At 72.9% G+C, this 25842-nt stretch carries 24 protein-coding genes; 11 read left to right on the plus strand and 13 right to left on the minus strand.

Annotation, left to right across the window (positions count from 1 at the left end; all coding sequences use genetic code 11):
* Nucleotides 1-11 precede the first annotated feature (11 nt).
* Together QUG93_RS03800 and QUG93_RS03805 are read right to left on the minus strand one after the other, a co-directional pair.
* Nucleotides 12-404: a hypothetical protein gene (locus QUG93_RS03800; protein WP_289472315.1), complete on the minus strand. Its 393-nt coding sequence runs from the start codon at nt 402-404 to the stop codon at nt 12-14.
* Between the two features lie 248 nt (nt 405-652).
* Nucleotides 653-1663 carry a threonine aldolase family protein gene (locus QUG93_RS03805; protein ID WP_289472316.1) on the minus strand — a complete coding sequence of 337 codons (1011 nt, stop codon included), beginning with the start codon at nt 1661-1663 and terminating at the stop codon, nt 653-655.
* Between the two features lie 59 nt (nt 1664-1722).
* On the opposite strand from QUG93_RS03805, the gene QUG93_RS03810 reads away from it, so the two are divergent.
* Both QUG93_RS03810 and QUG93_RS03815 read left to right on the plus strand, forming a co-directional pair.
* Nucleotides 1723-2643, plus strand: coding sequence for a metallophosphoesterase (locus QUG93_RS03810; protein WP_289472317.1), 921 nt, complete (start codon nt 1723-1725; stop codon nt 2641-2643).
* 239 nt (nt 2644-2882) lie between these two features.
* Nucleotides 2883-3944 carry an NADP-dependent oxidoreductase gene (locus tag QUG93_RS03815; RefSeq protein ID WP_289472318.1) on the plus strand — a complete coding sequence of 354 codons (1062 nt, stop codon included), beginning with the start codon at nt 2883-2885 and terminating at the stop codon, nt 3942-3944.
* Between the two features lie 72 nt (nt 3945-4016).
* On the opposite strand, the gene QUG93_RS03820 is transcribed toward QUG93_RS03815, so the two are convergent.
* From QUG93_RS03820 to QUG93_RS03850, 7 genes are all read right to left on the minus strand, one after another.
* Complete coding sequence (locus QUG93_RS03820) at nt 4017-4859, minus strand: ABC transporter permease (RefSeq protein ID WP_289472319.1); 843 nt, start codon at nt 4857-4859, stop codon at nt 4017-4019.
* Nucleotides 4846-5826, minus strand: a complete 981-nt coding sequence (locus QUG93_RS03825) for an ABC transporter ATP-binding protein (protein WP_289472320.1) — start codon at nt 5824-5826, stop codon at nt 4846-4848. Before QUG93_RS03825 ends, QUG93_RS03820 begins: the two co-directional genes overlap by 14 nt.
* Nucleotides 5823-6905 carry a LolA family protein gene (locus tag QUG93_RS03830; RefSeq protein ID WP_289472321.1) on the minus strand — a complete coding sequence of 361 codons (1083 nt, stop codon included), beginning with the start codon at nt 6903-6905 and terminating at the stop codon, nt 5823-5825. Before QUG93_RS03830 ends, QUG93_RS03825 begins: the two co-directional genes overlap by 4 nt.
* A 92-nt stretch (nt 6906-6997) precedes the next feature.
* On the minus strand, nt 6998-7501 hold the full coding sequence (locus QUG93_RS03835; protein WP_289472322.1) for a ribose-5-phosphate isomerase: 504 nt from the start codon (nt 7499-7501) through the stop codon (nt 6998-7000).
* Nucleotides 7498-9240, minus strand: coding sequence for a dihydroxyacetone kinase family protein (locus QUG93_RS03840; RefSeq protein WP_289472323.1), 1743 nt, complete (start codon nt 9238-9240; stop codon nt 7498-7500). The genes QUG93_RS03835 and QUG93_RS03840 overlap by 4 nt, the downstream gene beginning before the upstream one ends.
* A 223-nt stretch (nt 9241-9463) precedes the next feature.
* A complete protein-coding gene (locus tag QUG93_RS03845; protein WP_289472324.1) occupies nt 9464-10792 on the minus strand; it encodes an RbtT/DalT/CsbX family MFS transporter in 1329 nt (442 codons plus the stop codon).
* 20 nt (nt 10793-10812) lie between these two features.
* Entirely contained in the window at nt 10813-12000 is a 1188-nt protein-coding gene (locus QUG93_RS03850; RefSeq protein ID WP_353067760.1) for a zinc-binding dehydrogenase, read from the minus strand.
* A 142-nt stretch (nt 12001-12142) separates the two neighbouring features.
* Here QUG93_RS03850 and QUG93_RS03855 point away from each other — a divergent pair, with 142 nt between their 5' ends.
* Together QUG93_RS03855 and QUG93_RS03860 are read left to right on the plus strand one after the other, a co-directional pair.
* Nucleotides 12143-12949, plus strand: coding sequence for a GolD/DthD family dehydrogenase (locus tag QUG93_RS03855; RefSeq protein WP_289472325.1), 807 nt, complete (start codon nt 12143-12145; stop codon nt 12947-12949).
* Between the two features lie 53 nt (nt 12950-13002).
* Nucleotides 13003-13968 (plus strand): sugar-binding transcriptional regulator, encoded by a 966-nt coding sequence (locus QUG93_RS03860; protein WP_289472326.1) that lies wholly within the window; start codon nt 13003-13005, stop codon nt 13966-13968.
* A gap of 126 nt (nt 13969-14094) precedes the next feature.
* On the opposite strand, the gene QUG93_RS03865 is transcribed toward QUG93_RS03860, so the two are convergent.
* Complete coding sequence (locus QUG93_RS03865; RefSeq protein ID WP_289472327.1) at nt 14095-14631, minus strand: DinB family protein; 537 nt, start codon at nt 14629-14631, stop codon at nt 14095-14097.
* A gap of 191 nt (nt 14632-14822) precedes the next feature.
* Between QUG93_RS03865 and QUG93_RS03870 the strand changes: the two genes are divergently transcribed.
* Nucleotides 14823-16322 (plus strand): MFS transporter, encoded by a 1500-nt coding sequence (locus QUG93_RS03870; protein WP_289472329.1) that lies wholly within the window; start codon nt 14823-14825, stop codon nt 16320-16322.
* 155 nt (nt 16323-16477) lie between these two features.
* Here QUG93_RS03870 and QUG93_RS03875 read toward each other — a convergent pair whose 3' ends face one another.
* Nucleotides 16478-17521 carry a GTP-binding protein gene (locus QUG93_RS03875; RefSeq protein WP_289472330.1) on the minus strand — a complete coding sequence of 348 codons (1044 nt, stop codon included), beginning with the start codon at nt 17519-17521 and terminating at the stop codon, nt 16478-16480.
* Nucleotides 17522-17579: 58 nt separating this feature from the next.
* On the opposite strand from QUG93_RS03875, the gene ykgO reads away from it, so the two are divergent.
* Together ykgO and QUG93_RS03885 are read left to right on the plus strand one after the other, a co-directional pair.
* Complete coding sequence (ykgO, locus tag QUG93_RS03880) at nt 17580-17702, plus strand: type B 50S ribosomal protein L36 (RefSeq protein ID WP_289472331.1); 123 nt, start codon at nt 17580-17582, stop codon at nt 17700-17702.
* A gap of 27 nt (nt 17703-17729) precedes the next feature.
* Nucleotides 17730-18386, plus strand: a complete 657-nt coding sequence (locus tag QUG93_RS03885; protein ID WP_289472332.1) for a histidine phosphatase family protein — start codon at nt 17730-17732, stop codon at nt 18384-18386.
* A 165-nt stretch (nt 18387-18551) separates the two neighbouring features.
* Here QUG93_RS03885 and QUG93_RS03890 read toward each other — a convergent pair whose 3' ends face one another.
* On the minus strand, nt 18552-20294 hold the full coding sequence (locus QUG93_RS03890) for a glycerol-3-phosphate dehydrogenase/oxidase (protein ID WP_289472333.1): 1743 nt from the start codon (nt 20292-20294) through the stop codon (nt 18552-18554).
* 188 nt (nt 20295-20482) lie between these two features.
* Between QUG93_RS03890 and QUG93_RS03895 the strand changes: the two genes are divergently transcribed.
* The 3 genes from QUG93_RS03895 (at nt 20483) to ald (ending at nt 23762) form a co-directional block, all read left to right on the plus strand.
* Nucleotides 20483-21445: a sugar-binding transcriptional regulator gene (locus tag QUG93_RS03895; RefSeq protein WP_289472334.1), complete on the plus strand. Its 963-nt coding sequence runs from the start codon at nt 20483-20485 to the stop codon at nt 21443-21445.
* 48 nt (nt 21446-21493) lie between these two features.
* Nucleotides 21494-22507 (plus strand): helix-turn-helix transcriptional regulator, encoded by a 1014-nt coding sequence (locus tag QUG93_RS03900; protein ID WP_289472335.1) that lies wholly within the window; start codon nt 21494-21496, stop codon nt 22505-22507.
* A gap of 154 nt (nt 22508-22661) precedes the next feature.
* Nucleotides 22662-23762 (plus strand): alanine dehydrogenase, encoded by a 1101-nt coding sequence (gene ald / locus QUG93_RS03905; protein ID WP_289472336.1) that lies wholly within the window; start codon nt 22662-22664, stop codon nt 23760-23762.
* A gap of 165 nt (nt 23763-23927) precedes the next feature.
* On the opposite strand, the gene QUG93_RS03910 is transcribed toward ald, so the two are convergent.
* Nucleotides 23928-24746, minus strand: a complete 819-nt coding sequence (locus QUG93_RS03910; protein ID WP_289472337.1) for a TspO-related membrane protein — start codon at nt 24744-24746, stop codon at nt 23928-23930.
* Nucleotides 24747-24855: 109 nt separating this feature from the next.
* On the opposite strand from QUG93_RS03910, the gene QUG93_RS03915 reads away from it, so the two are divergent.
* On the plus strand, nt 24856-25839 hold the full coding sequence (locus QUG93_RS03915) for a magnesium and cobalt transport protein CorA (protein ID WP_289472338.1): 984 nt from the start codon (nt 24856-24858) through the stop codon (nt 25837-25839).
* Nucleotides 25840-25842 lie beyond the last annotated feature (3 nt).

Here is a 25842-nt window from a genome sequence, read left to right on the forward strand (position 1 = left end):
TCCGCTCCTGCTCAGCGGATCGTGACCGGCACATCGGCACCCGAGCCGTCGCCGTCGTGGGAGTGCACGCCCAGGACCGCCTCGCCGCGTGCCAGGTCCGCGGGCAGGGCGAAGCGGCCCGACACCGTGAAGGCGGGTCCCTCCGGTCTCGGTCGGCCGAGCAACACGCTGCGACCCGTGGCCGCGGGGGTGATCGTCACGGTCACGTCGTCCGAGGCGCGGGCGGTCCCACCGGTGTCCTCGCACGTCCGGTACAGCCAGTCCACCGTCAGCTGCACGGAGCCTCCTGGCCGCAGGTCCGAGTCGCCGAGCTCGACCTCGTTCGCCGCGCAGGACCCGGCGGAACTGCTCGCCTCGGTGCACCCCGTCAGGAGCAGCGCCGTCGTCGCGAGGGCCGAAGCCACGGCCGCCACCGCTCTCCGTCGTCGCCGCATGCGTCCAGTCGAGCACGACCCGAGTCCGTCCGGCGTCTCGATCCGGTGACGATCCTTCCCCGGACGCGTGCGATGGAAGGCGGATCCGGGCACACCCGACGGAACAGTTCGACCAGGCAAGCCCGGTTCGACCGAGTTCGCCCGGTTCGACCCGGTACGCCCGTTTCGACCAGGTACGCCCGGTCCGCCGCGGCCCTGCCCGCCTGACCCACCCGGCGTCAGCGGGGGAGCGCCGCCAGGACCTCGGCGGCGCGGGCGGCGTCCTCGGCGGAGACGTCGAGGTGCGTCACGAGCCGGACGCTGCGCGGCCCGAGCTGCATCACGCGGACGCCCCGCTCGGCAGCAGCGGTGACGAACGCCGCCGGGTCGGACACCTCGGCGAACACGATGTTCGTGTCCACCGTCGCCGGGTCGACGTCGAGCGCGGCGGCGAGCACGCGGGCGTTCGCGTGGTCCTCGGCGAGCCGGTCGACGTGGTGCCGGAGCGCGTACCGCCCGGCCGCCGCCAGGAAGCCCGTCTGCCGCATGCCGCCGCCGTAGCGCTTCCGCCAGATCCGGGCCGCCGCGACGTGCTCACGGGAGCCGACCAGCACCGAGCCCACCGGCGCGCCGAGCCCCTTCGACAGGCAGACGGACACCGTGTCGAAGCCGGCGGCGAGCTCGCGGAGCGGGGTGCCCGACGCGACGTGCGCGTTCCACAGCCGGGCGCCGTCGAGGTGGACCGCGATGCCCTGCTCGCGCGCGAAGGACTGCACCGCACGGACCTCGTCGACCGGCTGGACGGTCCCGCCGCCGAAGTTGTGCGTGTTCTCGATCGCGATCGCCGTCGTCGACACGCTGTAGGCACCGGCGTTCGGTTCCGCGACCTCGGCGACCGCGGCCGCGACGAGCCGTCCGCGCTCCGACGGCCACGTGCGCGTCGTGATGCCTGAGAACACCGCGGCCGCACCGAGTTCGGCACGGACCACGTGCGCGCGGACGTCAGCGAGCAGCTCCTCGCCGGGGGCGACGTGCAGCCGCAGCCCGAGCTGGTTGGCCATCGACCCGGTGGGGGTGAACAGGCCGGCCTCGTGCCCGAGCAGGTCGGCGACCTCGCGCTCGAGAGCGTTCGTCTCCGGGTCCTCGCCGAAGACGTCGTCGCCGACCTCGGCCTCGGCCATCGCCCGGCGCATCGCGGGCGTGGGGCGGGTGACGGTGTCGGAGCGCAGGTCGATCGTGGCGTCGGTCACCAGGCAACGCTAACGCGCCGCCCAGACCGCTGGTGACCGGCGTCGCTAGCGTGTGCCGCATGCAGCCGCCAGCAGCCGGGACCCTCCGCATCCTCCACCTGTCCGACACGCACCTGACCGGTGACGGCGCCCTGCACCAGGGGTCGGTCGACACGACCGCTGCGCTCGACGCCGTGCTCGCCCACGTCGACGGCGTGCCCGGCGTCGGACTCGTCGTCGTCTCGGGCGACGTGTCCGAGGACGGCAGCCCCGAGTCCTACCGGTCCGTGCGCGAGCGCGTCGGCGGTTGGGCCGAGCGGCACGGGGCCGCGTTCGTCGTGGTGCCGGGCAACCACGACCAGCGCGAGGGGTTCCGACAGGTGTTCGCGAACGGCCACGTGCTCGGCGAGGGCGGTCACCCGCTCGCCCACACGATGGAGTACCTGCCGCCGAGCGTCCCGGTGTCCGGCCGGACGACGGTCGCGGGCTTCCGTGTCGTCACGGTGGACACGAGCGTCCCCGGGGCGGGCTACGGCGAGGTCAGCGAGACCGCCCTCGAACGCCTGCGCGCGGCCCTGACGGGCGACCCCGTCCCGAACGGCACGATCGTGGTGCTCCACCACCCGCCGCTGCCGTCCCCGACGCTGCTGCACGAGGCGCTCCGGTTGCAGAACCCGGAGGACCTCGCCGAGGTGCTCGCGGGATCGGACGTCCGGGTCGTGCTCGGCGGTCACCAGCACCACCACGCAGCGGGCACCCTGGCCGGCGTCCCGGTGCTGGTCGCGCCGGCCGTCGCGAACGACACCGACGTGGTCGGACCGTACGACGAGGAGTCCGCGCACGTCGCCGCGGGCGCCCTCGTGGTCGACGTCGCGGCGGACGGTTCGGTCTGGTCGACGCCGGTCCGCGTGCCGCGGCCCGACTCGGACCCGCTCGCGTTCGTGCTCGACGCCGAGACGGTGGCGCGCATCGCGCGGCAGGCCGGACCCGGCTTGCGCTGACCGCGCGCCGACCGGCGGGCGGTCGACGACCGGAGGACGCTCGGTGACCGGCGCGCGGCGAGGACCCACCACCTGACGGACGGGAGGCGCGGTGTCGGCCCGCACCGTGCCTCCCGTCCGTCCTCCGCACCGGTCGCACCGCGACCGGTGCCGCGCGTCCCGGAGCAGTACCCCTGCTTCACGGACGCCGCCCCGGAGCCGCGAGTACACCGGAGCCATGCCCACGGAAGGAGTCACCCATGCGCATCGGTAGTGCAGTGCAGTACGACCGGTACGGCGGGTTCGACGTCGTCGACCTCGTCCCGCAGGAACGTCCCGAACCCGGACCCGGCGACGTCGTCGTCGAGGTCGTCGCGGCCGGTCTCAACCACGTCGAACGCTTCCTCCGTGAGGGGAAGCTGCGCGACCACATCGACCTCGAGTTCCCGGCCCACCAGGGCGTCGACTTCGCCGGCATCGTCCGTGCGCGCGGCGCCGAGGTCCGCGACCTCAAGGTCGGCGACGAGGTCATGGGCCACGCCCCGGACGGCGGCGCGCACGCGACGTGGGTCCGCGTGCCGCGCGGAGCGGTCGTGAAGAAGCCCGAACACGTCGGGTGGGAGGTCGCCGGTGGGCTGTACCTGGCCGGTGCGACGGCGGTGACGGTCGTCCGCGGCCTGCGGCTGGGACCGGACGACACGGTCGTGGTCTCCGCGGCGGCGGGCGGCGTCGGGCACATCGAGTGCCAGCTCGCCCACGACGCCGGCGCGACCGTCATCGCACTCGGCAGCCCGCGGAACCACGACTACCTGCGTCAGATCGGCACGCTGCCGGTGGCGTACGGCGACGGCGAGGAGGACCGCATCCGTCAGATCGCGGGCGGTCGACCGATCACCGCCTTCATCGACAACCACGGCGGCGGCGGTGCGGCGGACCTCGCCGCGCGGCTCGGCGTGCCCTCGGACCGCCTCGTGACCTCCGAGGAACGGCGGGACATCGAGATCCGCTTCCTCCGAGCACCGGCGGAGGACGAGGAGGCCCGCGACCTGCTCACCATGCTCGCGAAGGCCGTGCAGGACCGCCGCGTCCAGGTGCTGATCTCGGGCTTCTACCCGTTCGAGTACATCGTCGACGCGTACGAGGACCTGGCGGAGATGCGCTCGCGCGGCAAGGTCGTCATCGGCATGCAGACGGTGGAGACCGGCGCGCGGCTCGACTGGTACCGGTCGGAGAAGGCCCGCGACCTGCGGGACCGCTACGCCGACCAGCGCGGCGCGGACACGGAGACGATGGCCGGCGGGTCGGCGAGCCCGCAGGCCTGAGCCAGCCCCCCGCACGATCGGGCCCGGTCTCCTGCAGGAGGCCGGGCCCGATCCGTGCGCGGACGGCGGTGGTCAGCTGAGGACGTCCTTGGTGGCGAACCGGCCGTACGCCAGCGCACCGAAGACCGCGACGTACCCGAGCTGCAGCAGCGCGTTCGCGCCGAACGAGTCGAACGAGACCGGGTCGCGGAGCAGGTCGCCGAACCCGAGCCACAGGTGCGAGAACAGGAACGGGTGCAACCAGTCGAGCTGGGGGAGCTGGTCGAGCACCTGCGACACCCCGGCGAGCACGACCGTCGCTGCCATCGCACCGACGGGCACCGTCGTGAGGCTCGAGGCGAACAGCCCGATCGCGGACAGGCCGAGCATCGACAGGGTCACGTAGAGCGCGAGCAGCACCGCCCGGCCGGCGTACGACCACCCGTCGACCTGCGTACCGGAGAGCAGGGTCACCGGACCGATCGGGAACAGGAGGGCCCCGACCGCGGCGCCCACGAGCACGATCAGGAGCGTCGCTGCCAGGCAGAACGCGACCGCGCCGGCGTACTTGACCAGGATGAAGCGCAGGCGACCGGTCGGGGCGACGAGCAGGTAGCGGATGGTGCCGTGCGAGGCCTCGCCCGCGACGGTGTCGCCGGACACCACGCCCACGACGAGCGGCAGGAACAGCGGGATCGACACGGTGAGCGCGGTGAAGGAGACGAACAACCCGTTGTTCGTGATGTCCCCGAGGAACGCCGGACCACCGGAGTCGCGGTCGGTCGTGAGCCGCACCGCGATCGCGATGAGCACCGGCACCAGGGCCAGCGCCGCGAGCATCGCCCAGGTCCGTCGACGCCGGAACACGAGCGCGAGCTCGGACCCGAGCAGCGCGAACGGGCGCGTCCGGCGGCGGACCGCCTCAGGCTGCGACATCGAACCCCTCCCCGGTGAGCGCGACGAACAGGTCCTCGAGCGTGCCCCCGCCGACCGCCACGCCCCGGACGCGGACGTCGGCGCGGACGAGCTCGGCGGTGACCGCCTCGGGCAGGACGTCGGCGGGCAGGTCGGCGACCAGGGTGTCCGCGCCGACGTCGCGCCGCGGTTCGAGCCCGAGCCGGACGAGCACGGTACCGGCCTGGCCGACGTCCGGGGTGCGGATCGTCAGCGTGCGTCCGCCGGTGGCCCGCAGGTCGTCGAGCGAGCCCTGGGCGACGAGCCGACCGCTCCGCATCACGGCGGCGTGCGTGCAGACCTGCTCGATCTCGGCGAGCAGGTGGCTCGAGACGAACACCGTCGTGCCGTCGTCGGCGAGCGACCGGATGAGGTTCCGGACCTCGCGGGTGCCCTGCGGGTCGAGGCCGTTCGTCGGCTCGTCCAGCACGAGCAGGTCCCGCGGCGCGAGCAGGGCGTTCGCCAGGCCCAGGCGCTGCTTCATCCCGAGCGAGTACGCGTGCGCCTTCTTGTCCGCCGCGTGCGTCAGCCCGACGCGGTCGAGCGCCGCCGCGACGCGGTCCCGCCGGGTGCGCGGATCGGACGCCGGGTCGGCGGCGTCGAAGCGCTGCAGGTTGGCACGGCCGGACAGGTACGGGTAGGCGGCGGGCCCCTCGACGAGCGCACCGACGCGGGGGAGCACCTCGCGCAGGGCGCCGGGGACCGGCCGTCCGAGCAGCTCGATCGAGCCGCTCGTCGCCGACGACAGGCCGAGCAGCATCCGGATCGTCGTGGTCTTGCCGGACCCGTTCGGCCCGAGGAAGCCGAACACGGAACCGCGGGGCACGGCGAGGTCGATGCCGTCGACCGCCCGCTGCTTCCGGAACACCTTCACGAGCGCCTCGGTGCGCACCGCGAGCGGCGGGTCGGGGTGCTCGGCCTGCTCGTCCGGGACGGTTCCTGACGTCACTTGGCGGCGGCGACCAGGGCGGACACCGGAACGGCACCGGTCAGGACCCGCCCGTCGTCGGTCAGGTAGACCGACACGAGCGAGGTCTGCACGGCACGACCCCCGTCGACCGGCTTCGTCAGCTGGTCGAGGAGCGCCGAGGCCTCACCGTCCTCGGACGACCGGGCCGTGCCGCCCGCGGGCAGTTCGACCACGGTGTCCCAGCCGGACCCGGTGACGGTCGGCTCGGCACCGCGGTCGCCGGTGTCCCCGTGCCCGCCCGAGCGGTGCCTGTCGGCGTCGGACAGGTCCTTCGTGGTCACGTCGGCACCGGTCGGTGGCGTGAAGTCGAACAGGCGTGCGGCCGGCGCGCCGTAGTCGAGGCTGGTGAACCCGACCTGGAACGCCGGGTCGTCCTGTCCGGCGGCGGTCACGGTGACCCGCAGCGGCAGGCCGGTCTGCTGGTCGACCGCGAGCCGGACCGTCCCGACCAGGGTGTCCGAGGACCTCGGCGTCAGCGTGACCTGCCACGCGGCGTGCCCGGCGACGCGGACCGCGGTCGGGTCGGACACGCGCGTGCTCGGCGTGACGGCCGCGATCGCACGGTCGGCGACCTCGGCCGGCGTCGTCGTGCCGGCGGAGGGAGCGCCGGTCGACGTCCCGCCGCTGCCGTCGGGGAGCGTGACGTGGACCGCCGCGCGCTCGGCCGAGTCCCACGTCCACACGTCGGAACCGTTGCGGACGACGTCCTGTTCGGCGAGCTGCTGCGTCAGCTGGAACCGCTGCTTGTCCGGGCCGTCGACGTACACACGGGCGGTGTGCGACGCGGTGAGGAGCCCGAGCGCGTCGGATGCGTCACCCTGCAGCGAGGACCCGCCGCTGCCGGCGGGGAGCTCGGGCAGCCCGAGGTCGCTCGTCTGCGACAGCTTCCCCGAGTACTGCGCGTCCCGTGACGCGGCGACGCTGGCCAGGACGTCCGCGGCGCTCGGGTCACTGCCCGCGACGGGGTCGGCGGCGGCGTTCGCGATCATCGGCGCGGCGACGGCGCCGGCGACGACGACCGGTGCGATGACGGCGGGCAGCCAGGCTGACTTCTTCATCGGATCTCCCTCGGTCGAGCCGTGCTCGCGGTCGAGTGGTGGCTCGCGAGAACGGTACGTCCGGTGACCGACAACCGGCTGGGGATCCGCCGTCAGCGCACCGGACCGCCGCCCACCGCCGTGGCATCGGTGCCGACGGGTGCCGAGCCGTCGTAGCCGCAGATCGCCGCGACCTTCTCGGCGCTCGCGCTCGCCGTGTCGAACTCGTAGCCGAGCCACTCCTTCGCCAGACGCCGTGCGAGCTCGATCCCGACGACGCGCTGCCCGAGGCAGAGCACCTGCGCGTCGTTCGACAGCACCGAGCGCTCGACGCTGAACGAGTCGTGCGCGGTGACCGCCCGGATCCCCGGCACCTTGTTCGCGCTGATCGCCACCCCGAGTCCGGTGCCACAGACCAGGATCGCCCGGTCTGCCTCGCCGTCGGCGACCATCCGTGCCGCGTCCACCGCGACGTGCGGGTACGCGGTGTGCCCGTCGGCACCGACCCCGACGTCGACCACGCTCACCACGCGGTCGTCCGCCTCGAGGTCACGCTTGAGGACCTCCTTGTAGTCGAACCCGGCGTCGTCCGAGCCGATCACGAGACGGAACGTCATGCCGCCACTCCTTCGTGCTGGTGCGCGCGCGCGGCGAGCACCTCGCCCACGCGCGTGAGGACCATCCCCATCGAGGTCGCCCCGGCGTCAGGGGTGCCGACGCTCTTCTCGGCGAGCGGCCGGGCACGCCCGACCCGTGGCCGCAGGTCCGCCGTCGCCGCGGCCTGCTCGACCGCGACCCCTGCCGCCGCCTGCCACGCCTCGGCCAGGTCGGCGCCGTCGTCGACCGAGGACCGCAGCGCCTCGACGAAGGGGAGCAACGCGTCGAGCAGCGTCTTGTCGCCGCGGGACGCGCCGCCGAGGTGCACGATCGAGTCCGCGAACGCCTGCGCCGCCGCGACGACCTCGGACGCGCCCACGTGCTCGGCGTCGTCGCCGAGCGCGCGCCCGAAGGCCTCGAGGGCCGCACCCCACAGCACGCCGGACGTGCCGCCCGCCGACTCGGCCCACGCCGCACCGGCGCGGCCGAGGACGAAGGCGACCCCGGCCTCCCCGTCGGTCTGCTCGACCGCCCGACGGGCCGCGCCGATCCCCTTCACCATGCCGCGTCCGTGGTCACCGTCCCCGGCGACCGCGTCGATGCGCCCCAGTGTCTCCTCCTGGGCACGGAGCAGCACGTCCATCGCCGCGACGGCGACGCGCGCCGTGTCGGCGGCCCGCCGGGAGGCACCGGTCGCCACCGGCACGACCGTCACCTCCGCCGCGGCCTCGGCGACCGCCGTGGCCGGCACGAGCGCCGCGACCGGCGCCGCGACCTTGCGGTACGCCGGTGTGTAGGCGTCTGCGCGCCAGTGGCGCTCGAGCTCGTCGTCGAGGAACTGCAGCGTGAGGGAGCAGCCGCCCATGTCGAGGCTGGTGACCAGTTCGCCGACCTCCGGCTCGACGACCTCGAGCCCGGCGTCCTCGAGGAGGGGCAGCACCCGGCCCCAGAGCAGGAAGAGCTCCTCGTACTTGGTGTCGCCGAGGCCGTTGAGGATCGGTGCGACCCGCGGTCCGGCCCCCTCGGGGCGTTCGGCGAGCAGCCTGCCGACGAGCAGCGTCGCGAGCTCCCGGGCGGGCAGCACCGGGACGTCCTGGATGCCCGGCTCGCCGTGGATGCCCAGGCCGAGACCGAGGTGCCCGTCGGGGACGGAGAAGAGCGGCTCGGTGGTGCCGGGCATCGTGCAGCCGGAGAACGCGACGCCGATCGTGCGGGTCGCGGCGTTCGCGGCGGTGCCGACCCGCTCGACCTCGTCCAGGTCGGCGCCGGTGGCTGCAGCTGCGCCCATCGCCTTGAAGACCGAGAAGTCGCCGGCGATGCCCCGCCGCTTCGCGACCTCGTCGGCGCTCGCCACGTCGTCGGTGACGACGACGATCCGGGTGTCGATGCCATCGGCGCGGAGTCGCTCGGCGGCGAGGCCGAAGTTCATCGTGTCGCCGGCGTAGTTGCCGAACGACAGCACCACGCCGCGCCCCTGGTCGGCGGCCTTCGCGACCGAGTAGACCTGCGCCGCCGACGGCGAGGTGAAGACGTTGCCGACCACGGCGCCGGTGGCGAAGCCCGGGCCGACGACACCGCAGAACGCGGGGTAGTGCCCGGAGCCACCGCCGACGACGACGGCGACCTGCGGGTCGGCGCCCTCGGTCGGGAGGGCGACCACCCCGCCGTGCACGCCGCGTACCCGGTCGGCGTAGAGGGCGAGCCAGCCGGCGAGCTGGTCGTCGGCGAAGTCCTCGGGGTCGTCGTGGATCGTGGTCATGGCAGTGCGTTCCTGTCGTCTGGTGGATCAGGGTGGAAGGGGACGGGATCGGGTCGGGCGACCGGGTGCGTCGGTCGGGGTCGGAGGGGTCGTGTCGGGCTGGTCTCGTCGAGCTGGTCTCGTCGGGCTGGTCTCGTCGGGCTGGTCTCGTCCGGCTGGTCTCGTCGGGGGGACCGGGCGGCGGTGGGACGGCCACCGCCGCCCGGGGTCGGGTCGACGTGCGTCAGCGGGCGCCGCCGTGCGGGCGTCCCTGGGGAACGTCGAGGAAGTGGATCATCACGAAGGCGCAGGCGTAGAGGCCGACGAAGGTCCAGGTCACGGCTTGACCGCCGCCGCCGAGCGCGAAGACCGCTGCGACGACGCCGGTGCCGAGGAAGGCCGCGCCGCCGGCCGCCGTGGTGTACATCGCCATCGCGGCGCCCTTGTGCTCCGGAGCGAGCGCCGGCATGATCGCGCCCATCGGCACGAAGCCGGCGAGCAGGCACCCGAAGACGCAACCCGCGGCGACGGAGAGGACGTAGCCCCAGTCCGAGCCGGCGGGCACGAGCTGCGGCACGTACCACCAGGCGACGAGCCCGGTCGCGGAGCCGACGATGCCGAACCACTTGACGGTGCGCTGCCAGCCGATCCGGTCGCCCACCCAGCCGAACAGGGCGTTGACGAGGATGTTCGTCGCGTAGACGCAGACGGTCATGAGCAGCCAGCGGCCCTGGCCCCACCCGCGGTCGTTCGCGATGATCGCGGGGAGCACGACGAACATGCCGAACTCGGGTGCGGTGTTGATCAGGCGGACGAGGAAGCCCATCAGGATCTTCGGCCGCGTCGCCGTCAGGCGGATGCCGCTGGTGAGGACCCGCCAGGCGCTCTCTCCCGCCGGCGCGATCCGGGTGAAGCCGTTGGGCAGGCGGACGCCGAACAGCATGATCAGGAACCCGGCGACCACCAGGCCGATCGATGCGACCATCGCACCGGTCTCGCCGGCCGTGCCGCCCCCGAACACCGGGATGGCCCCGATGGCGAACAGCGAACCGAGGGTGGGCAGGCCGCCGGTGAACGCGACGTAGAACCAGCCGACCGCGGCACCGTTGCGCTCGACCGGCGTGGTGATGTTCACCCAGACCAGGAACGCGAACGCGAAGAGCGGGTAGCCGAAGCCGCGCACCGCGTAGGCGACGGCGGCGAACGGCACGCTCCGGGCGTCCAGCGCGAGCAGGAACATCACCTCGGGGACGACCCAGACGGCGAACCCGAGGATCATCACCCGGCGCGGACCGACCAGGTCGGACAGGGCGCCGGAGACGTAACTGCCGATCAGCGCGGCGAGGCTGTAGAACGTCACGATCGTGGCGACGGTGGCCTCGGGGCTGCCGAGGACCGCGACCATGTGCGGGGTGACGAAGTTCGACTCGACCCCGTTGCCGGTCATGAAGACCAGCACGGCGACGAAGCCGAGGGCGAGCGGACGGGGGATGCCCATCCGGTCGAGCCGGCCCTCGGGCCGGGTCGGGGTGGACGTGGGCGCCGTGGTGGCGCGTGCTGCCGTGGTCGACATCGCGGGGACTCCTCGCTGTGTCAGGCCCGCGCGGCGGACGTGGTCGACCCGGACGTGGTCGGCGCGCTCAGCGACGGGACGATCGAGACCTTCACCGATGCGCCGGCCGAGTCGCCGACCAGGTCGAGTGCCTGCTGGAAGTCCTCGAGCGGGAACTGGTGCGTGCAGATCTCGTCCATCGGCAGCGTGCCCGACTCGAGCAGCTTGATGGCGGCCGGCCACGTGTGCGGCCCGAGGTGGGCACCGCGGACGTCGAGCTCCTTGTCGTCGGAGATGATCGACCAGTCGACGGAGACGTCGTCCTTGAAGACCGAGTACTCCACGAACGTGCCGAGCTTGCGGAGCAGGGCGAGACCCTGCGGGACGGCCGAGGGGTGGCCGGTCGCCTCGATGTACACGTCCGCGCCGTAGCCGTCGGTGAGTTCCCGCACGCGGGCGACCGCGTCCTCCCGCGCGATGTTGATCGTCACGTCGGCGCCGACCTTGCGGGCGAGGGCGAGCTTCTCGTCGACGACGTCGAGCGCGACGACCCGCAGCGGGTTCTTCTGGCGGGCGCCGGCGATCGCGGACAGGCCGATCGGGCCGGCACCGGCGATCACCACGGTGTCGCCGAACCCGACGTCGCCGCGCTCGACCGCGTGGAAGGCGCAGGACAGCGGCTCCGCGAAGGCGGCGACCTGGCCCGGCAGCGTTCGGTCGACCGGGTGGGTCAGGGCCCTCGACGGGACGAGCACGTACTCGGCCATGGCGCCGTCGAAGCCCTTGAACCCGAACATGTCGTGCACGGCGCACATCCAGTAGGCGCCCTCGAGGCAGTAGCGGCACTCCCGGCACGGGACGATCTGCTCGCACGCGATGCGGTCGCCGAGGGACACGGCGCGCTTGCCGAGGGCCTCGTCGTCGCCGGCGACGACGGTGCCGACGAACTCGTGCCCGGGGACCCGGTCGGCCTCCGCCCACGCGGGGCGGTGCTCGTCACCCCAGAACTTCGCGGCGCCGTGGTAGCACTTCAGGTCGCTCGCGCAGATGCCGACGGCGTCCGTGCGGAGCAGCAGTTCACCGGGTCCGGGCACGGGCACGGGGCGTTCCTCGAGCCGGTAGTCACCGGGGCCGTGCACCACCACGGCTCGCATCGTGCTCGGCAGGGCGTCGTGTCCGGGGAGGTGCCCCGGGGTGGTCGTCGTCGTCTCGGTCGTCGTCGTCGACATGCGCTGGTCCTCCGTTGGTCAGCCGGGCGGGTGCCCGTTCCGATGGGTCGGCGACGACTGTACACGAGGCAGAACAGATGTCCAGAACACAATTTCTGCTAGCGTTCCGATCCGCACGACCACGACGCGCAAGGGAGCGAACATGACCACCGACCTCGACACGGCCCTCCGACCGGGCCCGCAGACCGTCGACCTGACCAACGACCTGACGGGCCGGACGGCCGTCGTCACGGGTGGCGCGTCCGGCATCGGCAACGCGATCGCCCGCGCCTTCGCGACCCGTGGGGCACGTGTCGCGATCCTCGACGTCCGCGCCGACGGGGCGTCGTCCGCCGCGGCGGACCTGCCGACGGTCGCGAGCGGCGCGCACCTCGGGCTCGCGTGCGACGTCACCGACGACGTGTCCGTGGCCGAGACGGTGCAGGCGGTCGTCGACGCGGCCGGGTCGATCGAGGTGCTCGTCAACTGCGCCGGCATCGTCGCGCTCGACGCCGCCGAGGACCTCGACGCCGGCGCCTGGGCCCGGACGCTCGACGTCAACCTCACCGGCACCTTCCGGCTCGCCCAGGCCGTCGGTCGGCACATGCTCGCCGCCGGCACCGGGCGGATCGTGAACATCGCCTCGCAGGCGGCGCACGTCGGACTCGACCGGCACGCGGCCTACTGCGCGTCGAAGGCCGGCGTCCTGGGGCTGACCCGGGTGCTGGCGCTCGAGTGGGGCGGGCGCGGGGTCACGGTCAACACGGTCTCGCCGACCGTCGTGCTCACCGACCTCGGGCGCGCGGCCTGGGCGAACGAGGCGGGCATCCGTCACCAGCGCGAGATCCCGACCGGCCGCTTCGCGACGCCCGCCGAGATCGCCGCAGCGGTGCTGTTCCTGGCGAGCGACGGCGCGGCGATGGTGAACGGCGCCGACCTCCGCGTGGACGGCGGGTTCACGATCCGGTGATCCGCGGTCGGACTACGATCCCAGTGTCCGACCGATCCGAAGGGTCCCGCAGCATGTCCTCCGAGAGCACCACCGGCGCCGAGGGGTCCCGGGCCCGCTTCCCGCTCGACACCGTCTACCAGGCGGCGCGGATGTACTACCTCGAGGACGCCACCCAGGTCGAGATCGCTTCGCGCCTCGGGGTCTCCCGGCCGACGGTGAGCCGGCTGGTCGCCGAGGCCCGGCGTGCCGGGCTCGTCCGCATCGAGGTCGTCGACCCCTTCCAGGACGAGACCGTCGCGCTCGCCGAACGGCTGCAGGTCGTGCTCGGCCTGCGCGCCGTGCACCTGGCGGCCGTCACACACCAGGCGACCCTCGGCGCCGACCTCGCCGGCCCGATCGCGACCGCGGTCGAGGGGATGGGCCTGGTCCCCGGGGACGCCGTCCTGATGTCCTCGGGCCGGACCGTGTACGACGTCGCGCACGCGGGCATGCCACCGCTCGCCGGGGTCCAGCTCGTGCCGACGGTGGGCGGGCAGGCGGACCCGATGCCGTGGTTCCAGACCAACGAGATCACGCGCACCGCGGCCGAGCACTCCGGCGCGATCCCCGCGTTCCTCTTCGCCCAGGCGCTGCCGTCCCACGCCATGCGGGCCACCCTCGACGAGGACCCGGCGTTCCAGCACGTGGTCGGGCTCTGGGGGCGGGCAAAGGGCGCGATCCTCGGCGTCGGCGCCCCGACCCCGACGCGGGACGCGCTGGCTCGGGGCATCCCCGTGGAGGACGCGGCCTTCGACCAGGCAGCCGGCGACGTCTGCCTCAACTTCTTCGCTGCCGACGGCTCGCCGATCGAGTTCCCCGGAAGCGAACGGATGGTCCGCACCTCGCGCGAGGTCCTGGCCGGGGTGCCCCACGCCGTCGGTGTCGCCGTGGGGGCGGCGAAGGTGCCGAGCATCACCGGTGCGGTCCGCGCCGGGATGATCAACGAGCTCGTGACCGACGCCGCCACGGCGCGAGCCCTGCTCGACGCGCTCGCCTGAGCGCGTCGGTCGCGCTGCCCGCCGTGTCGTCGACGTGCCTGCTGCGCGGGTGACGACACCACGGACGGACGGGAGGCGCGGTCCGGGCCGGCACCGTGCCTCCCGTCCGGCCGTGGGTCGCGACCGTCAGGCCGTGCCGTCGGCGGTGCGGCGCACGTCCCACAGGTGGTGGACCGGGTCGTGCGCGTAGTAGGTGGCCAGGGTCGCGACCGTGAAGACGCTGCCGTCCGACCGGCGACCGGTCCGTGTCATCGCCGCGTCCGGCACGGCGGCGAAGGCGGTGGCGGCGACCTCGGCCGCCTCGGCGAGTCCGCGGGACACGAGCGCCGGGTCCTGCTCGCCGTACCGTTCCTCGACGGCGGTGGCGTCCTGGTCCCAGTTCGGGAACGCCGGGTCGTCCTCGGACAGCACGAGCCGGAGGCGTTCCGTCATCTTCCGGTGGACGTCGCGCACGTGCGCGCCGTACTCGAGCGGCGACCACGTGTGGTCGTCGGGGCGGTCGCGCACGTCGGGCCGGCCGAGCTGCTCCGGCCAGGCCGCGGCGTTCTCGGCGATGACCGTCGGGACGTCCCGGAAGGCCAGGGCGGCGCCGTCGAAGCCGCAGTCAGGGCACGCGGCCTCGATGACCCAGGTCCAGTTCTTCGTGTCCGGTTCGATCGCCACGGGGCAGACGTTACCGCCTCGTGACCTCCGGGCACATCGGCGCGGGCGTAGGGATCGAGCGTGGCCCCCGTCCGGGTGACACGCCGCTACCTGAGAATCACCTGCCGATGACATTTCGGTTGCTCGGTACCGTTGCTGGCTGTTCCGGGCCGGTACGGATCGGCCCGCCCCCCACCACGAGGAGATCGCGCATGGGTTCCGACCCCAGCAGTACCACTCGACCGCCACGACGCCTGCGGGTCAGCGACGTCACGGTGGTCGACAAGAGCATGATGCGCCGTGCCGTCAGTGGCATGGTCGTCGGCAACACCATGGAGTGGTACGACGTCGGCGTCTACGGGTACCTGGCGGTCACGATGGGCAAGGTGTTCCTGCCCACGGCCGAACCGTCGGTGCAGATCCTGTTCAGCCTCGGGGTGTTCGCGGCGACCTACGTCGCGCGGCCCCTGGGCGGCATCGTGTTCGGGCGGCTCGGGGACCGGCTGGGTCGGCAGAAGGTGCTCGCCACGACGCTGATCCTGATGGCGTCCTCGACCTTCCTGATCGGGGTCCTGCCCGCGTGGTCGACGATCGGCGCGGTCGCCCCGGTCGTCCTCGTCGTGCTGAAACTCGCACAGGGGTTCTCGACCGGAGGTGAGTACGCCGGCGCCACGACGTTCGTGACGGAGTACGCCCCCGACCGCCGGCGGGGCTTCTTCGCGAGCATCCTCGACTTCGGCAGCTACATGGGCTTCGCGCTCGGCGCCACGGTGGTGACCGCGCTGCAGGTCGCCCTCGGAGACGAGACCATGACCGCGTGGGGCTGGCGGATTCCGTTCCTGCTCGCCGGCGTGATCGGCGTGGTCGCGATCTGGTTCCGCCTGCGCATCGAGGAGTCGCCGGTGTTCCAGGCGACCCAGGCCGCGCAGGAGGCCGCGGCGTCCTCCCGCGAGGACGCCGAAGGCGGTCGTCCGGCGAACGTGCTCGTCATGGTGCGTGACCACTGGCGTCCCATCGTCATCGCGATCATGCTCGTCGGTGCGTCGAACACCGTCGGGTACGCCCTGACCTCGTACATGCCGACGTACCTGACCGACTCGCTCGGCTACTCGGCGATCGACGGCACGCTCCTCACCATCCCGGTGCTCGTGCTGCTCGCCGTCATGCTCCCGGTCGCCGGACGGCTGTCGGACCGCATCGGTCGCCGGACCGTGATGTGGATCGGCGCCGGCACGACGGTCGTGCTCGCCGTGCCCGCCTTCCTGCTCATCGGGCACGGCGCGCAGTGGTCGACCCTCGCCGGACTGGGACTGCTGGCGCTGATGACCGCGCTGTGGGTGTCGAACCAGGCGGCCTCGCTGCCCGCGCTCTTCCCGACGTCGACCCGGTACGGCGGGATGGGCTTCGCGTACAACATCGCCATCGCGGTGTTCGGCGGGACGACGCCGCTCATCGTGCAGGCGCTCCTGACCACCACGGGGGACCAGCTCGCGCCTGCGTACTTCCTCGTGGCGATGAGCGTCGTCGGGGCGATCGGTGTGTTCTGCATGCGGGAGTCGTCGCAGCGGCCGCTCCCCGGGTCGATGCCCGCCGTGGAGTCCCTGGACGAGGCACGCGAACTCGTGCTCACCCAGGACACCAACCCGAACCTCGACCTGGGAGACCTGCCGTTCGCGGCGCAGGACCAGACGGAGGTGGCCGCTCGACGCTGAACCGGAACGGTCCGCCCGGGTGACCGGCGCTCGGCGCTCGGCGCTCGGCAGCCGGTCTGCGACGTCGCGCGTGTCGATCGACGCGTGCGACGGCGCAGTCCGCGCTGCGCCCCGGTCGGCGCGCGGCCCTCGCGTGCCGGTCGCACCGGTCGGCGTCAGGGTCGGTCGTGCCGCTGCTCGTGCGACGCGTCGAGCGCCGGCCACACCGGGAACGGGTCCGGCCACCGCCGCCACGCATCCGGGCCGGCGAGCAGTTCGTCCGGCGTGAGCAGCGCGCCGTCGAGGGCCCGTTCGACCGCGTGCACGTCGAGCCGCTCGCCGACGAACCAGATCGCCTGACCGACCGGGGCGTCCTCGTCCCACGACGGGTTCGCGGTCGGGTCGAGCGCGAGCATCGCCCCGAAGCTCGACCACGACCCGACGTGGTCCGGTCGTGACGCGAGCCGGAAGAACCCCTTCGAGCGCAGGACCCGGCCGTTCGCCCCCGCCGCGAGGTCGTGCGCGATGACGTCGGCGAGGCGTCCCGGGTGGAACGGCAGCGGTTCCCGGTACCGCAGGGTCACCAGCTCGTCCCGCGGACCGCGCGCCGTGTCCTCCCGGCCCGCGTCGGACGAGAGCGCGCGCATCCCTCCCGCGCCCGAGGCCAGCAGGCGGGCGGCGCCGCCGTTCGACGCCGGCAGGTCGAGCGGGCCTCGCAGCGCTGGCGCCGCGACGATCACCGCGTGCGGCGCCATGCGGTGGAGCAGGGACACGAGGGCACGACGCCGTCGGCCGGACAGCGGCTCGACCCGGTCGAGCGCAATCACCGTGGCGTACTCGACGGCGGCGACCACCCGTTCCGCCGCGACGAAGGCGTCGTCCACGTCGGACCAGAGCAGGTGGGCGACGTCGTCGGCGCGCAGCACGGCGACGACGTGGCGCAGGATCCGGTCGTCCCCGGTCTCCGAGCGGGCGGCGTTCGCGAGCATCATGCCGACCGCGCGGACGTCGACCTCGGGCGCGAGCGTCACGACGAGGTCGTGGTCGGCGTCCGGGCCGCAAACGCGGTCGAACTGGTCACGCCGCGCGGCGATGCCCCGGGCGGCGGCGAGGGCGTGGCCGGTGACGTGCATGCGATGGCCGGCGCTGATCCGGGCGGCGACGCGGACGGCGTCGGCGTCGTGCAGGGCGGTGACGAGGGTGGTGGCGGCGGGACGCATGTCGGGTACCCTACATGACAACCGTTCTCAACAAGGAGGCGGTGGAGGAGGAAGTCCCGTGAAGGTCCGCAACTCGCTCAAGGCGCTCAAGAAGATCCCCGGCTCGCAGATCGTGCGACGCCGTGGTCGCGTGTACGTCATCAACAAGCAGGACCCCCGCTGGAAGGCCCGCCAGGGGTAGCCCACCGGGCGTCCGTACGCTGGGGCCATGCGACTCCTGCTCATCCGTCACGGCCAGACCCCCGCGAACGTCACCGGTGTCCTCGACGCCGAGGTGCCCGGCCCCGGGCTCACCGAGCTCGGGCAGCAGCAGGCGGACGCGCTGCCGGCGGCCCTGGCCGACCGGGGCATCGAGCGGCTGTTCGTGTCGTCGATGGTCCGGACGCACGTCACCGCCGCGCCGCTCGCCGCGGCGCTCGGGCTCGAGCCGGTCGAGCTGCCGGGGCTCCGCGAGATCGAGGCCGGTGACCTGCAGGGCCAGCGCGACCGGACCTCGGTGCAGCTGTACATCTCGACCGTGCACGGGTGGTCGGCGGGGGACCGCGCGAGCCGGATGCCCGGTGGCGAGAGCGGGGACGACTTCTTCGCGCGCTACGACGACGCGGTGCAGCAGATCCTGGCGACCGGTGTCGAGGTCGCTGCTGCGTTCAGCCACGGTGCCGCGATCCGGACGTGGGCGAGTGCGGTGTCGCAGAACACGCCGGACGAGTTCGGCACCCAGCGCCACCTGGAGAACACGGGGATCGTCGAGGTCGAGGGCTCCTTCGAGGACGGCTGGCGCCTGGTGGACTGGGAGGGCGAGCCGGTCGGCGGCGAGCAGCTCGTCGACCGGACGGCGCAGGACCCGACCGGCGACGCGTTCTGAGGCGCCCACACGACGGACGGGAGGCGCGGTGCCGACCGGCACCGCGCCTCCCGTCCGTTGCGTGGTCGCGTTCCCGTCCGCAGAACGCAACGTCGGCGGCTCCCCGCAGCGGTACTTCGCTGCGGGGAGCCGCCGACGTTGCGTCCTGCGGAACCGTCCTGGGGACTACGCGGGCTGCGCCGCCGAGTGCAGCGGCACGACCACGCCGTGCGACTCACGCAGGACGTCGAGCGTGCGCTGGACCTCGTCCGCGCGCTCCTCGGTCGTCCAGCCGAGCGCCTCGGCGAGCACGTCGGCCAGCTCGTCGAGCAGGTCGATCGTGACGCCGCCCACGAAGGCGAGGTTCGTGCGACGGAGCACCACGTCGACCAGGTGCACGGCCTGCTCGTGCTGGGCGAAGTACGCGACCTCGGCGCGGGTGAGCGACGGGTCGGACTCGAGTGGCTCGACCGGGCCGTCGATCAGCACGTCGACGACCTCTGCGGCGCGGGTGCCGTAGCGCTCGAGCAGACCCTCGACGACGGACTCGTCGAGACCGTCCCGGTGCGCCGTGATCCAGAGCGCACGCTGCGCGTCGGTCGTCGGGAAGTCCTTGCCACCGCCGATCGGCATGCCGGTCGTGTCGACCTTGCGGGCCACCCCGAGCTTCTGCGTGGCCTCGGTCGACAGGTGTGCGGCGAGGGCGCGGAAGGTCGTCCACTTGCCGCCGACGAGCGACAGGACCGTGCTGTCCGGCAGCCCGGCGATCGGGGTGTCGACGATCCGGTAGTCGCGGGACACGAAGCCGGGGGCGGTGTCCTCGTGGCGGGGGAGCGGTCGGATGCCCGAGTAGCTGTAGACGATGTGGTCGCGGGTGACCTCGATCTGCGGGAAGACGTGCTTCACCAGGCCGAAGAAGTAGTCGATCTCCTCCTCGGTCGTCGTGACCGGCTTCGAGGGGTCGGCGTCGATGTCCGTCGTGCCGATGAGCACCCGGCCCTTGAGCGGGTAGATGAGCACGATGCGGCCGTCGTTGTTCTCGAAGAACAGCTCGCGACCCTTGGTCGCCTCGAGCAGCTCGTCGTTGTGCACGACGATGTGCGACCCCTTCGTGCCGCCCATGAACTTCGTCTCGCCGCCGAAGGCCTGGTTCGTCAGGTCGGTCCAGGGACCGGAAGCGTTGATGACGACGTCGGCGTGGAACGCGAACTCCTCGCCGGTCTCGCGGTCGCGCAGGAGCACGCCGCCGTCGCGGGTGCCGGCGGCCTCGACGTAGTTGGTCGCACGCGCGGTGCTGGCCGACCCGGTGCCGGTGCCGGCGGCGATGCCGTCCTTGAGCACGTCGAGCGCCAGCCGCTCCGGCTCGTGCACGGAGGCGTCGTAGTAGGTGCCCGTGTACTTCAGGTCCTCGTTGAGCGCCGGCATGTCCTCGAGCGCTGCCTTCTTGGTGCGGAAGACGTGCTTCGGGACGGAGCCGCCGTCGCGCGAGAAGGAGTCGTAGATCGTCATGCCGATCTTGATGAGCATCGCGCCGCGCTCCTTGGTGGAGCGCTGCTTGTGCGTGAGCATGCGCAGCGGGGCGTTCATGATGCCGGAGAACGTCGAGAAGATCGGCATGGTGGTCTGCAGCGGCTTGACGTAGTGCGGCGCGATACGGATGAGGCCGTTGCGCTCCTGGACGCTCTCGCGCACCAGGCGGAACTCGCCGTTCTCGAGGTAGCGGATGCCGCCGTGGATCATGTGGCTCGAGGCGGCCGATGCACCGCCGGCGTAGTCGCCGCGCTCGACGAGCACGACGTCGACGCCCTGCAGGGCGAGGTCGCGGAAGGTGGCGATGCCGTTGATACCGCCACCGACGATGAGGACCTGTGCGTTGGGGCGCTCGGTGAGCGCGGTCACCGTGTTCCGGGGCTGCGTCTTCTTCGACATTGGTGCGTCGCTTCCTTGGGTCGGTTCCGTGGGACGACTCCGATGGTGCGCCTGTGTGAGAGGTCGGGCAACTCGTGTGCACGAACGTGCAGCACACGTGTCGTGCGGCTCGCAGGCGGCCGGGGCGGCGGCCGGGAGGCGCGACAGGGGTTGCAGAGGCCGTGCACGTCCGTGCATGCTCGGTTCCCATGAGCGACGCAGCGCAGCCCATGCGCACGCAGCAGGCGCTGCGCGCAGCGCACCTGTACTACCTGCAGGACCTGACGATGGACGCGATCGCCGACGAGCTCGGGACGTCGCGCTCGTCGGTCTCGCGCCTGCTCAAGTACGCCAGGGACACCGGGCTCGTCGACATCCAGATCCGCTCGCCGCTCGACCAGGCGGCAGCGCTCAGCCGGAACATCCGCGCCCGCTTCGGCGTGCACGCGCACGTCGTGCCGGTGCCGGACCACACGAGCGACGTCGACCGGCTCGAGCGGGTCGCCCTGTCTGCCGCCCGCATCCTGACCCAGTACGTCGAGTCGAACATGGTGATCGGGATCTCGTGGGGGTCGACCGTCAGCGCGGTCAGCCGGTACCTCGTCCCGAAGACCACGCACGGGTCCACGGTCGTGCAGATCAACGGCGCCGCGAACACCCGCACCACCGGCATCGTCTACGCCTCGGAGATCCTGCGGCGCTTCGGCGAGGCCTACGGTGCGTTCGTGCAGCAGTTCCCCGTGCCGGCGTTCTTCGACGACCCGGCGACGAAGGAGATGCTCTTCCGCGAGCGGTCGATCCGCCGCGTCCTCGACCTGCACGAGCGGATGGACCTGGTCGTCTTCGGCGTCGGTGCACCGCAGGCCCCGGTGCCGTCGCACGTCTACTCCGGCGGGTACCTCGACCCGGAGGACCGCGACGAACTGACCGAGGCCGGTGTGGTCGGCGACGTGTCGACGGTGTTCTACCGCGCGGACGGGTCGTGGAAGGACATCGGGGTGAACGCCCGGGCCGGAGCGCCGGACCTCGACACGATCAAGCGTGCGCCGAGACGGGTGTGCGTCGTGGCGGGACGGTCCAAGGCGGCATCGCTCAAGGGCGCACTGGCCGCGGGGCTCGTCACCGACCTCATCCTGGACGAGAGCGTGGGGCAGGCCATCCTGCAGCCCTGAGTCAGGCGCTGACCTACTTTGTCGGTGGCGTCTCGTACGTTCTGGTGCATGGTGTCTTCCCTCGGTTCCCGCGGACAAGCGGAGCCCGACCGCTCCGCCCCGTCGACCCAGGACCCCCAGGACGCGCGCCGTGGCGGGCGCGCCTTCCGACGGCTCGTCGGGACCGATGTCGACGAGGCGCTCTCGTTCTTCGGCGGCGACTACGACTTCCGCGCACCCCGGGTCCGCCGGACACGGCAGCGGCCCCAGTGGGACTTCGCGGGTGTGGGCGACGACCGCATGTCGCTGCGGTCGTCGCGCTTCTACGTCGACCTGCGCACCGAGAGCGTGGTCGACGACCAGTTCATCGTGGCGTGGCTCCGGTCCGGGTCGAGCACGATCACGTTCGGCGGCCGGTCCGTCCAGCTCGAGCCGGGCGTGCCCGTGGTGCTGCCCGACGCCTACGAGCTCCACCACCGGGACATCGGCCTCAACCTCGTCCAACTCGACCGCGCGCACGTGCGGGCCGTCGTCGGCGACCCCGAGTTCACGTTCGACCCGATGCGGCGTCCGACCGCCGAGGGCATCAGGGTCTGGCAGGCCGCCGTCCGTGCGCACACCTCCACCTGGCTCGACGTCGAGCACGAGCTCGGACCGGCAGCAGAGCGGACCATCACGGACGCGTTCGTCACGGCTGCGGTCGAGGCGTTCCCGCGTCGCGACCGGTGGCAGTCGGCCGTCCGGGGGAGCGGACCCGAACACGACCGCCTGCGCCGGGCGCTCGAGTTCGTGCACGCGCACGCACGCGATCCGATCGGCACGCCGGAGATCGCGGCCGCGGCCGGGCTGAGCGCGCGCGGACTCCAGCAGTCGCTGCGGCGGCACCTCGACCAGACCCCGGGCGACCTGTTGCGCGGCGTCCGGCTCGACGGTGCGCGGGCAGACCTGCTGCGCGGCGACCGGGACGCGACGAGTGTGGCGGACATCGCCCGCTCGTGGGGCTTCGGGCACCTCGGCCGGTTCTCGGCGACCTACCGCGAGCGGTTCGGCGAACTCCCCAGCGAGTCCCTCCGCGCACGCTGACCCCACGTTCGGCCGACCGTGCGTCCGGGCTGTCCGTGACGAACGTCGTCGCATCGAATACCGTCCTGCTGCGCAGATGTTCGGTGGGACGGGTGCGCGGGCGAACGAGGGCGCATCGTGAGCGGTACCTGCACCGCCCACGAAGGAGTCCGTGATGCTGATCGGCGTCCCCACCGAGGTCAAGAACAACGAGTACCGCGTCGCCGCGACACCAGCCGGCGTGGGCGAGCTGACGCTGCACGGGCACCAGGTGCTCGTGCAGGCCGGAGCCGGGGCGGGGTCGTCCTTCTCCGACGACGAGTACCGTGCTGCGGGCGCGACCGTCGTGGACGAGGCTGCCGAGGTCTGGGAACGGGCCGACCTCGTGCTCAAGGTCAAGGAGCCGGTGGCGTCCGAGTACGCGTCGATCCGCCCCGGGCAGGTGCTCTTCACCTACCTGCACCTCGCCGCCGACCGGCCGCTGACCGATGCCCTGGTCGCGTCCGGCGCGACGGCGATCGCCTACGAGACCGTGCAGCTGGCGGACCGCTCCCTGCCCCTGCTGTCACCGATGTCCGAGATCGCCGGGCGGCTGTCCGTGCAGGTCGGCGCCCACCAGCTCATGCGGACGAACGGTGGACGTGGGCTCCTGCTCGGCGGCGTACCGGGGACACCGCGCGGGCGTGTGGTCGTGATCGGCGGCGGCGTGGCCGGCGAGCACGCCGCGACGATGGCGCTCGGCCTCGGTGCCGAGGTCACGGTGTTCGACATCAGCCTGCCCCGACTCCGGGCACTCGACGCCCGGTTCGACGGACGCATCACGACGCTGCGGTCCTCGTCCCACGCCATCGCCGACGCCCTGCGCGACGCCGATCTGGTGATCGGGTCGGTGCTCATCCCCGGGGCGTCAGCGCCGAAGCTCGTCACCGACGCGATGGTCGCCGACATGCGGCAGGGGTCCGTGCTCGTGGACATCGCGATCGACCAGGGCGGCTGCTTCGAGGGCTCCCGGCCGACCACGCACGACGACCCGACCTTCCGCGTGCACGATGCCGTGTACTACTGCGTCGCGAACATGCCCGGAGCGGTTCCGCGCACGAGCACCATCTCGCTGACGAACGCGACGCTGCCCTACGCGCTCGCGATCGCCGACCAGGGCTGGGAGCAGGCGATCGCGGCGGACCCGGCGCTCGCGGCGGGCGTGAACGTGCACGCCGGCGGGGTCGTCAACGCGGCCGTCGCCACCGCGCACGGCCTGGTGCCCGCCGAACGCTGACGCGCGCCGCACCGCCGCCGCTGGGCGCGAGACTCGTCGCCACGGACGGTTTCGCGGCGCCCGTGCCGCGAGACTGTCCGCCAGGCCGAGGCTCGGCATCGCCGGCGGGCGCTGGGCGGGGCCGGGGCGGGCGCGGGGCCGGCGCGCGGCCGGGGCCGGCGGCCGTCACGCGGCGTGCGGCACCACCCGTGCGCGGGACCATCCGGTGCGGGCGCGCACCGCGAGCGTGACGACCACCACTGCCGCGACGGCGACCACCGCGGTCACGGCGGTCGGCACGGACACGAGCGGGCCGTCGAGCCGCGCGACCGCGACCCACGCCAGACCCCAGCCGAGCGCAGCGGTCGGGGCGAGGCGCCCGCGGCCCCACACCGCGAGCAGCACGCCGACGAAGCCGGCGACCGCCGCGACGAGGACGCCCCAGACGTCCTGCCCCAGGCCGAAGCCGCGGAAGCCCGCGGCGGTCAGCACCGCGGCCGTGTTCGCCGCGGTCGCGACGCACACCCACCCGAGGTAGAGCCCGAAGGTGCCGTCCGTGACGACCGCCTCGACCGTGCCGGACGGCCGGGTGCGCCGCAGCACGACGAACGCCCACACCAGCACGGCGAGCAGCGCGACGATGACGGGCTCGCTGGCCCACAGGAACCCGAACTGCACGGACAGGATCCACGCGGCGTTGAGCAGCAGGGACAGCACGGCCGGCACGAACAGGCGCTCGTGGCGCTCGTCGTCCGCGGTGCGGAAGAACTGCCGCACCGCGTACGCGATGAGCCCGACGTAGACCACGCTCCAGATCGAGAACGCGGGGCCGCCCGGTGCGATGGCCGTCGAGGACGCCGAGAGGGCGCCGCCGGCCGCTTCGGCGATCGGGGTCCCACCGGCAGCTCCCGAGCCGACGAACGCGCCGACCACCGCCACGACGGCGCTCACGGCGACCGCGATGCGCTTCCAGGTCTTCTTCATGTCCGCTCCGTTCGTCAGCATGCTGATGACCTGCACGCTAGGCCCGGGGGGTCGCGCGGCGCGCAGCCCGCATCCAGGTGGCAGGGGGACGGCGGGCGCGGCAGACCCCGCCGGTGCGTACGGTGGCGTCGTGACCGTCGAGCTGAACACCGTCTACGTCGACCGCATCGCACCGATCGTGTGCCCGTCCCTCGACGACACCTTCCGCATGGTGGGCGAGCAGGGTGCGAGCGCGTGCATCGTCCTGAACGAGCCGGACGCCACCGAGCTCGGTGACGTGGCGGTCGCGCTCGGCCTGCACGAGCTCGCGGTCGAGGACGCAGCCGAGGGGCACCAGCGGCCGAAGCTCGAGCGCTACGGCTCCACGCTGTTCGCGGTCCTCAAGCCCGCGGTCTACCACGACGGCGCCGAGGAGGTCGAGTTCGGCGAGGTGCACGCCTTCGTCGGACAGGACTTCTTCCTGGCCGTGGTGGCGGCGGACCCGCGCGGGCGACAGGCGGTGCCGCGCGCACTGCAGCGGATGAGCGGCAAGCCCGGCCTGGTCACCGCGGGACCGCAGGCCCAGCTCTGGGCGCTGATGGACTCGATCGTCGACGGGTACGCGCCGGTGATCGACGGGCTCGAGGAGGACATCAACCAGATCGAGGACCAGCTGTTCGCGGGGGTCGCCGGGGTGTCCCGACGCATCTACGAGCTGTTCGGCGAGGTCGTCGACTTCCAGCGCGCAGCCCGTCCGCTCATCGGCATGATCGAGAACCTGCACCGCGGTGCGGACAAGTACCACCTGCCCGTGGAGCTGCAGCGCCGGTTCCGCGACGTCCTCGACCACGTCATCCGCACGGTCGAGCGCCTCGACACCTTCCGGCAGCTGCTGCAGAACGCGCTGACGGTCGACTCGACGTTGGCGGCACAGAAGCAGAACGACGACACGAAGCGCATCTCCGGTTGGGCTGCGATCCTGTTCGCGCCGACGCTCATCGCCGCGATCTACGGCATGAACTTCACCCACATGCCCGAACTGTCGTGGACGTGGGGCTACCCCCTGTCGATCCTCGCGATGATCGCGTTCGCCGCGGCGCTCTTCGTCGTCTTCAAGGTGAAGCGCTGGTTCTGATCC

Source organism: Curtobacterium caseinilyticum, assembly GCF_030363035.1.
Classification (GTDB): domain Bacteria; phylum Actinomycetota; class Actinomycetes; order Actinomycetales; family Microbacteriaceae; genus Curtobacterium; species Curtobacterium caseinilyticum.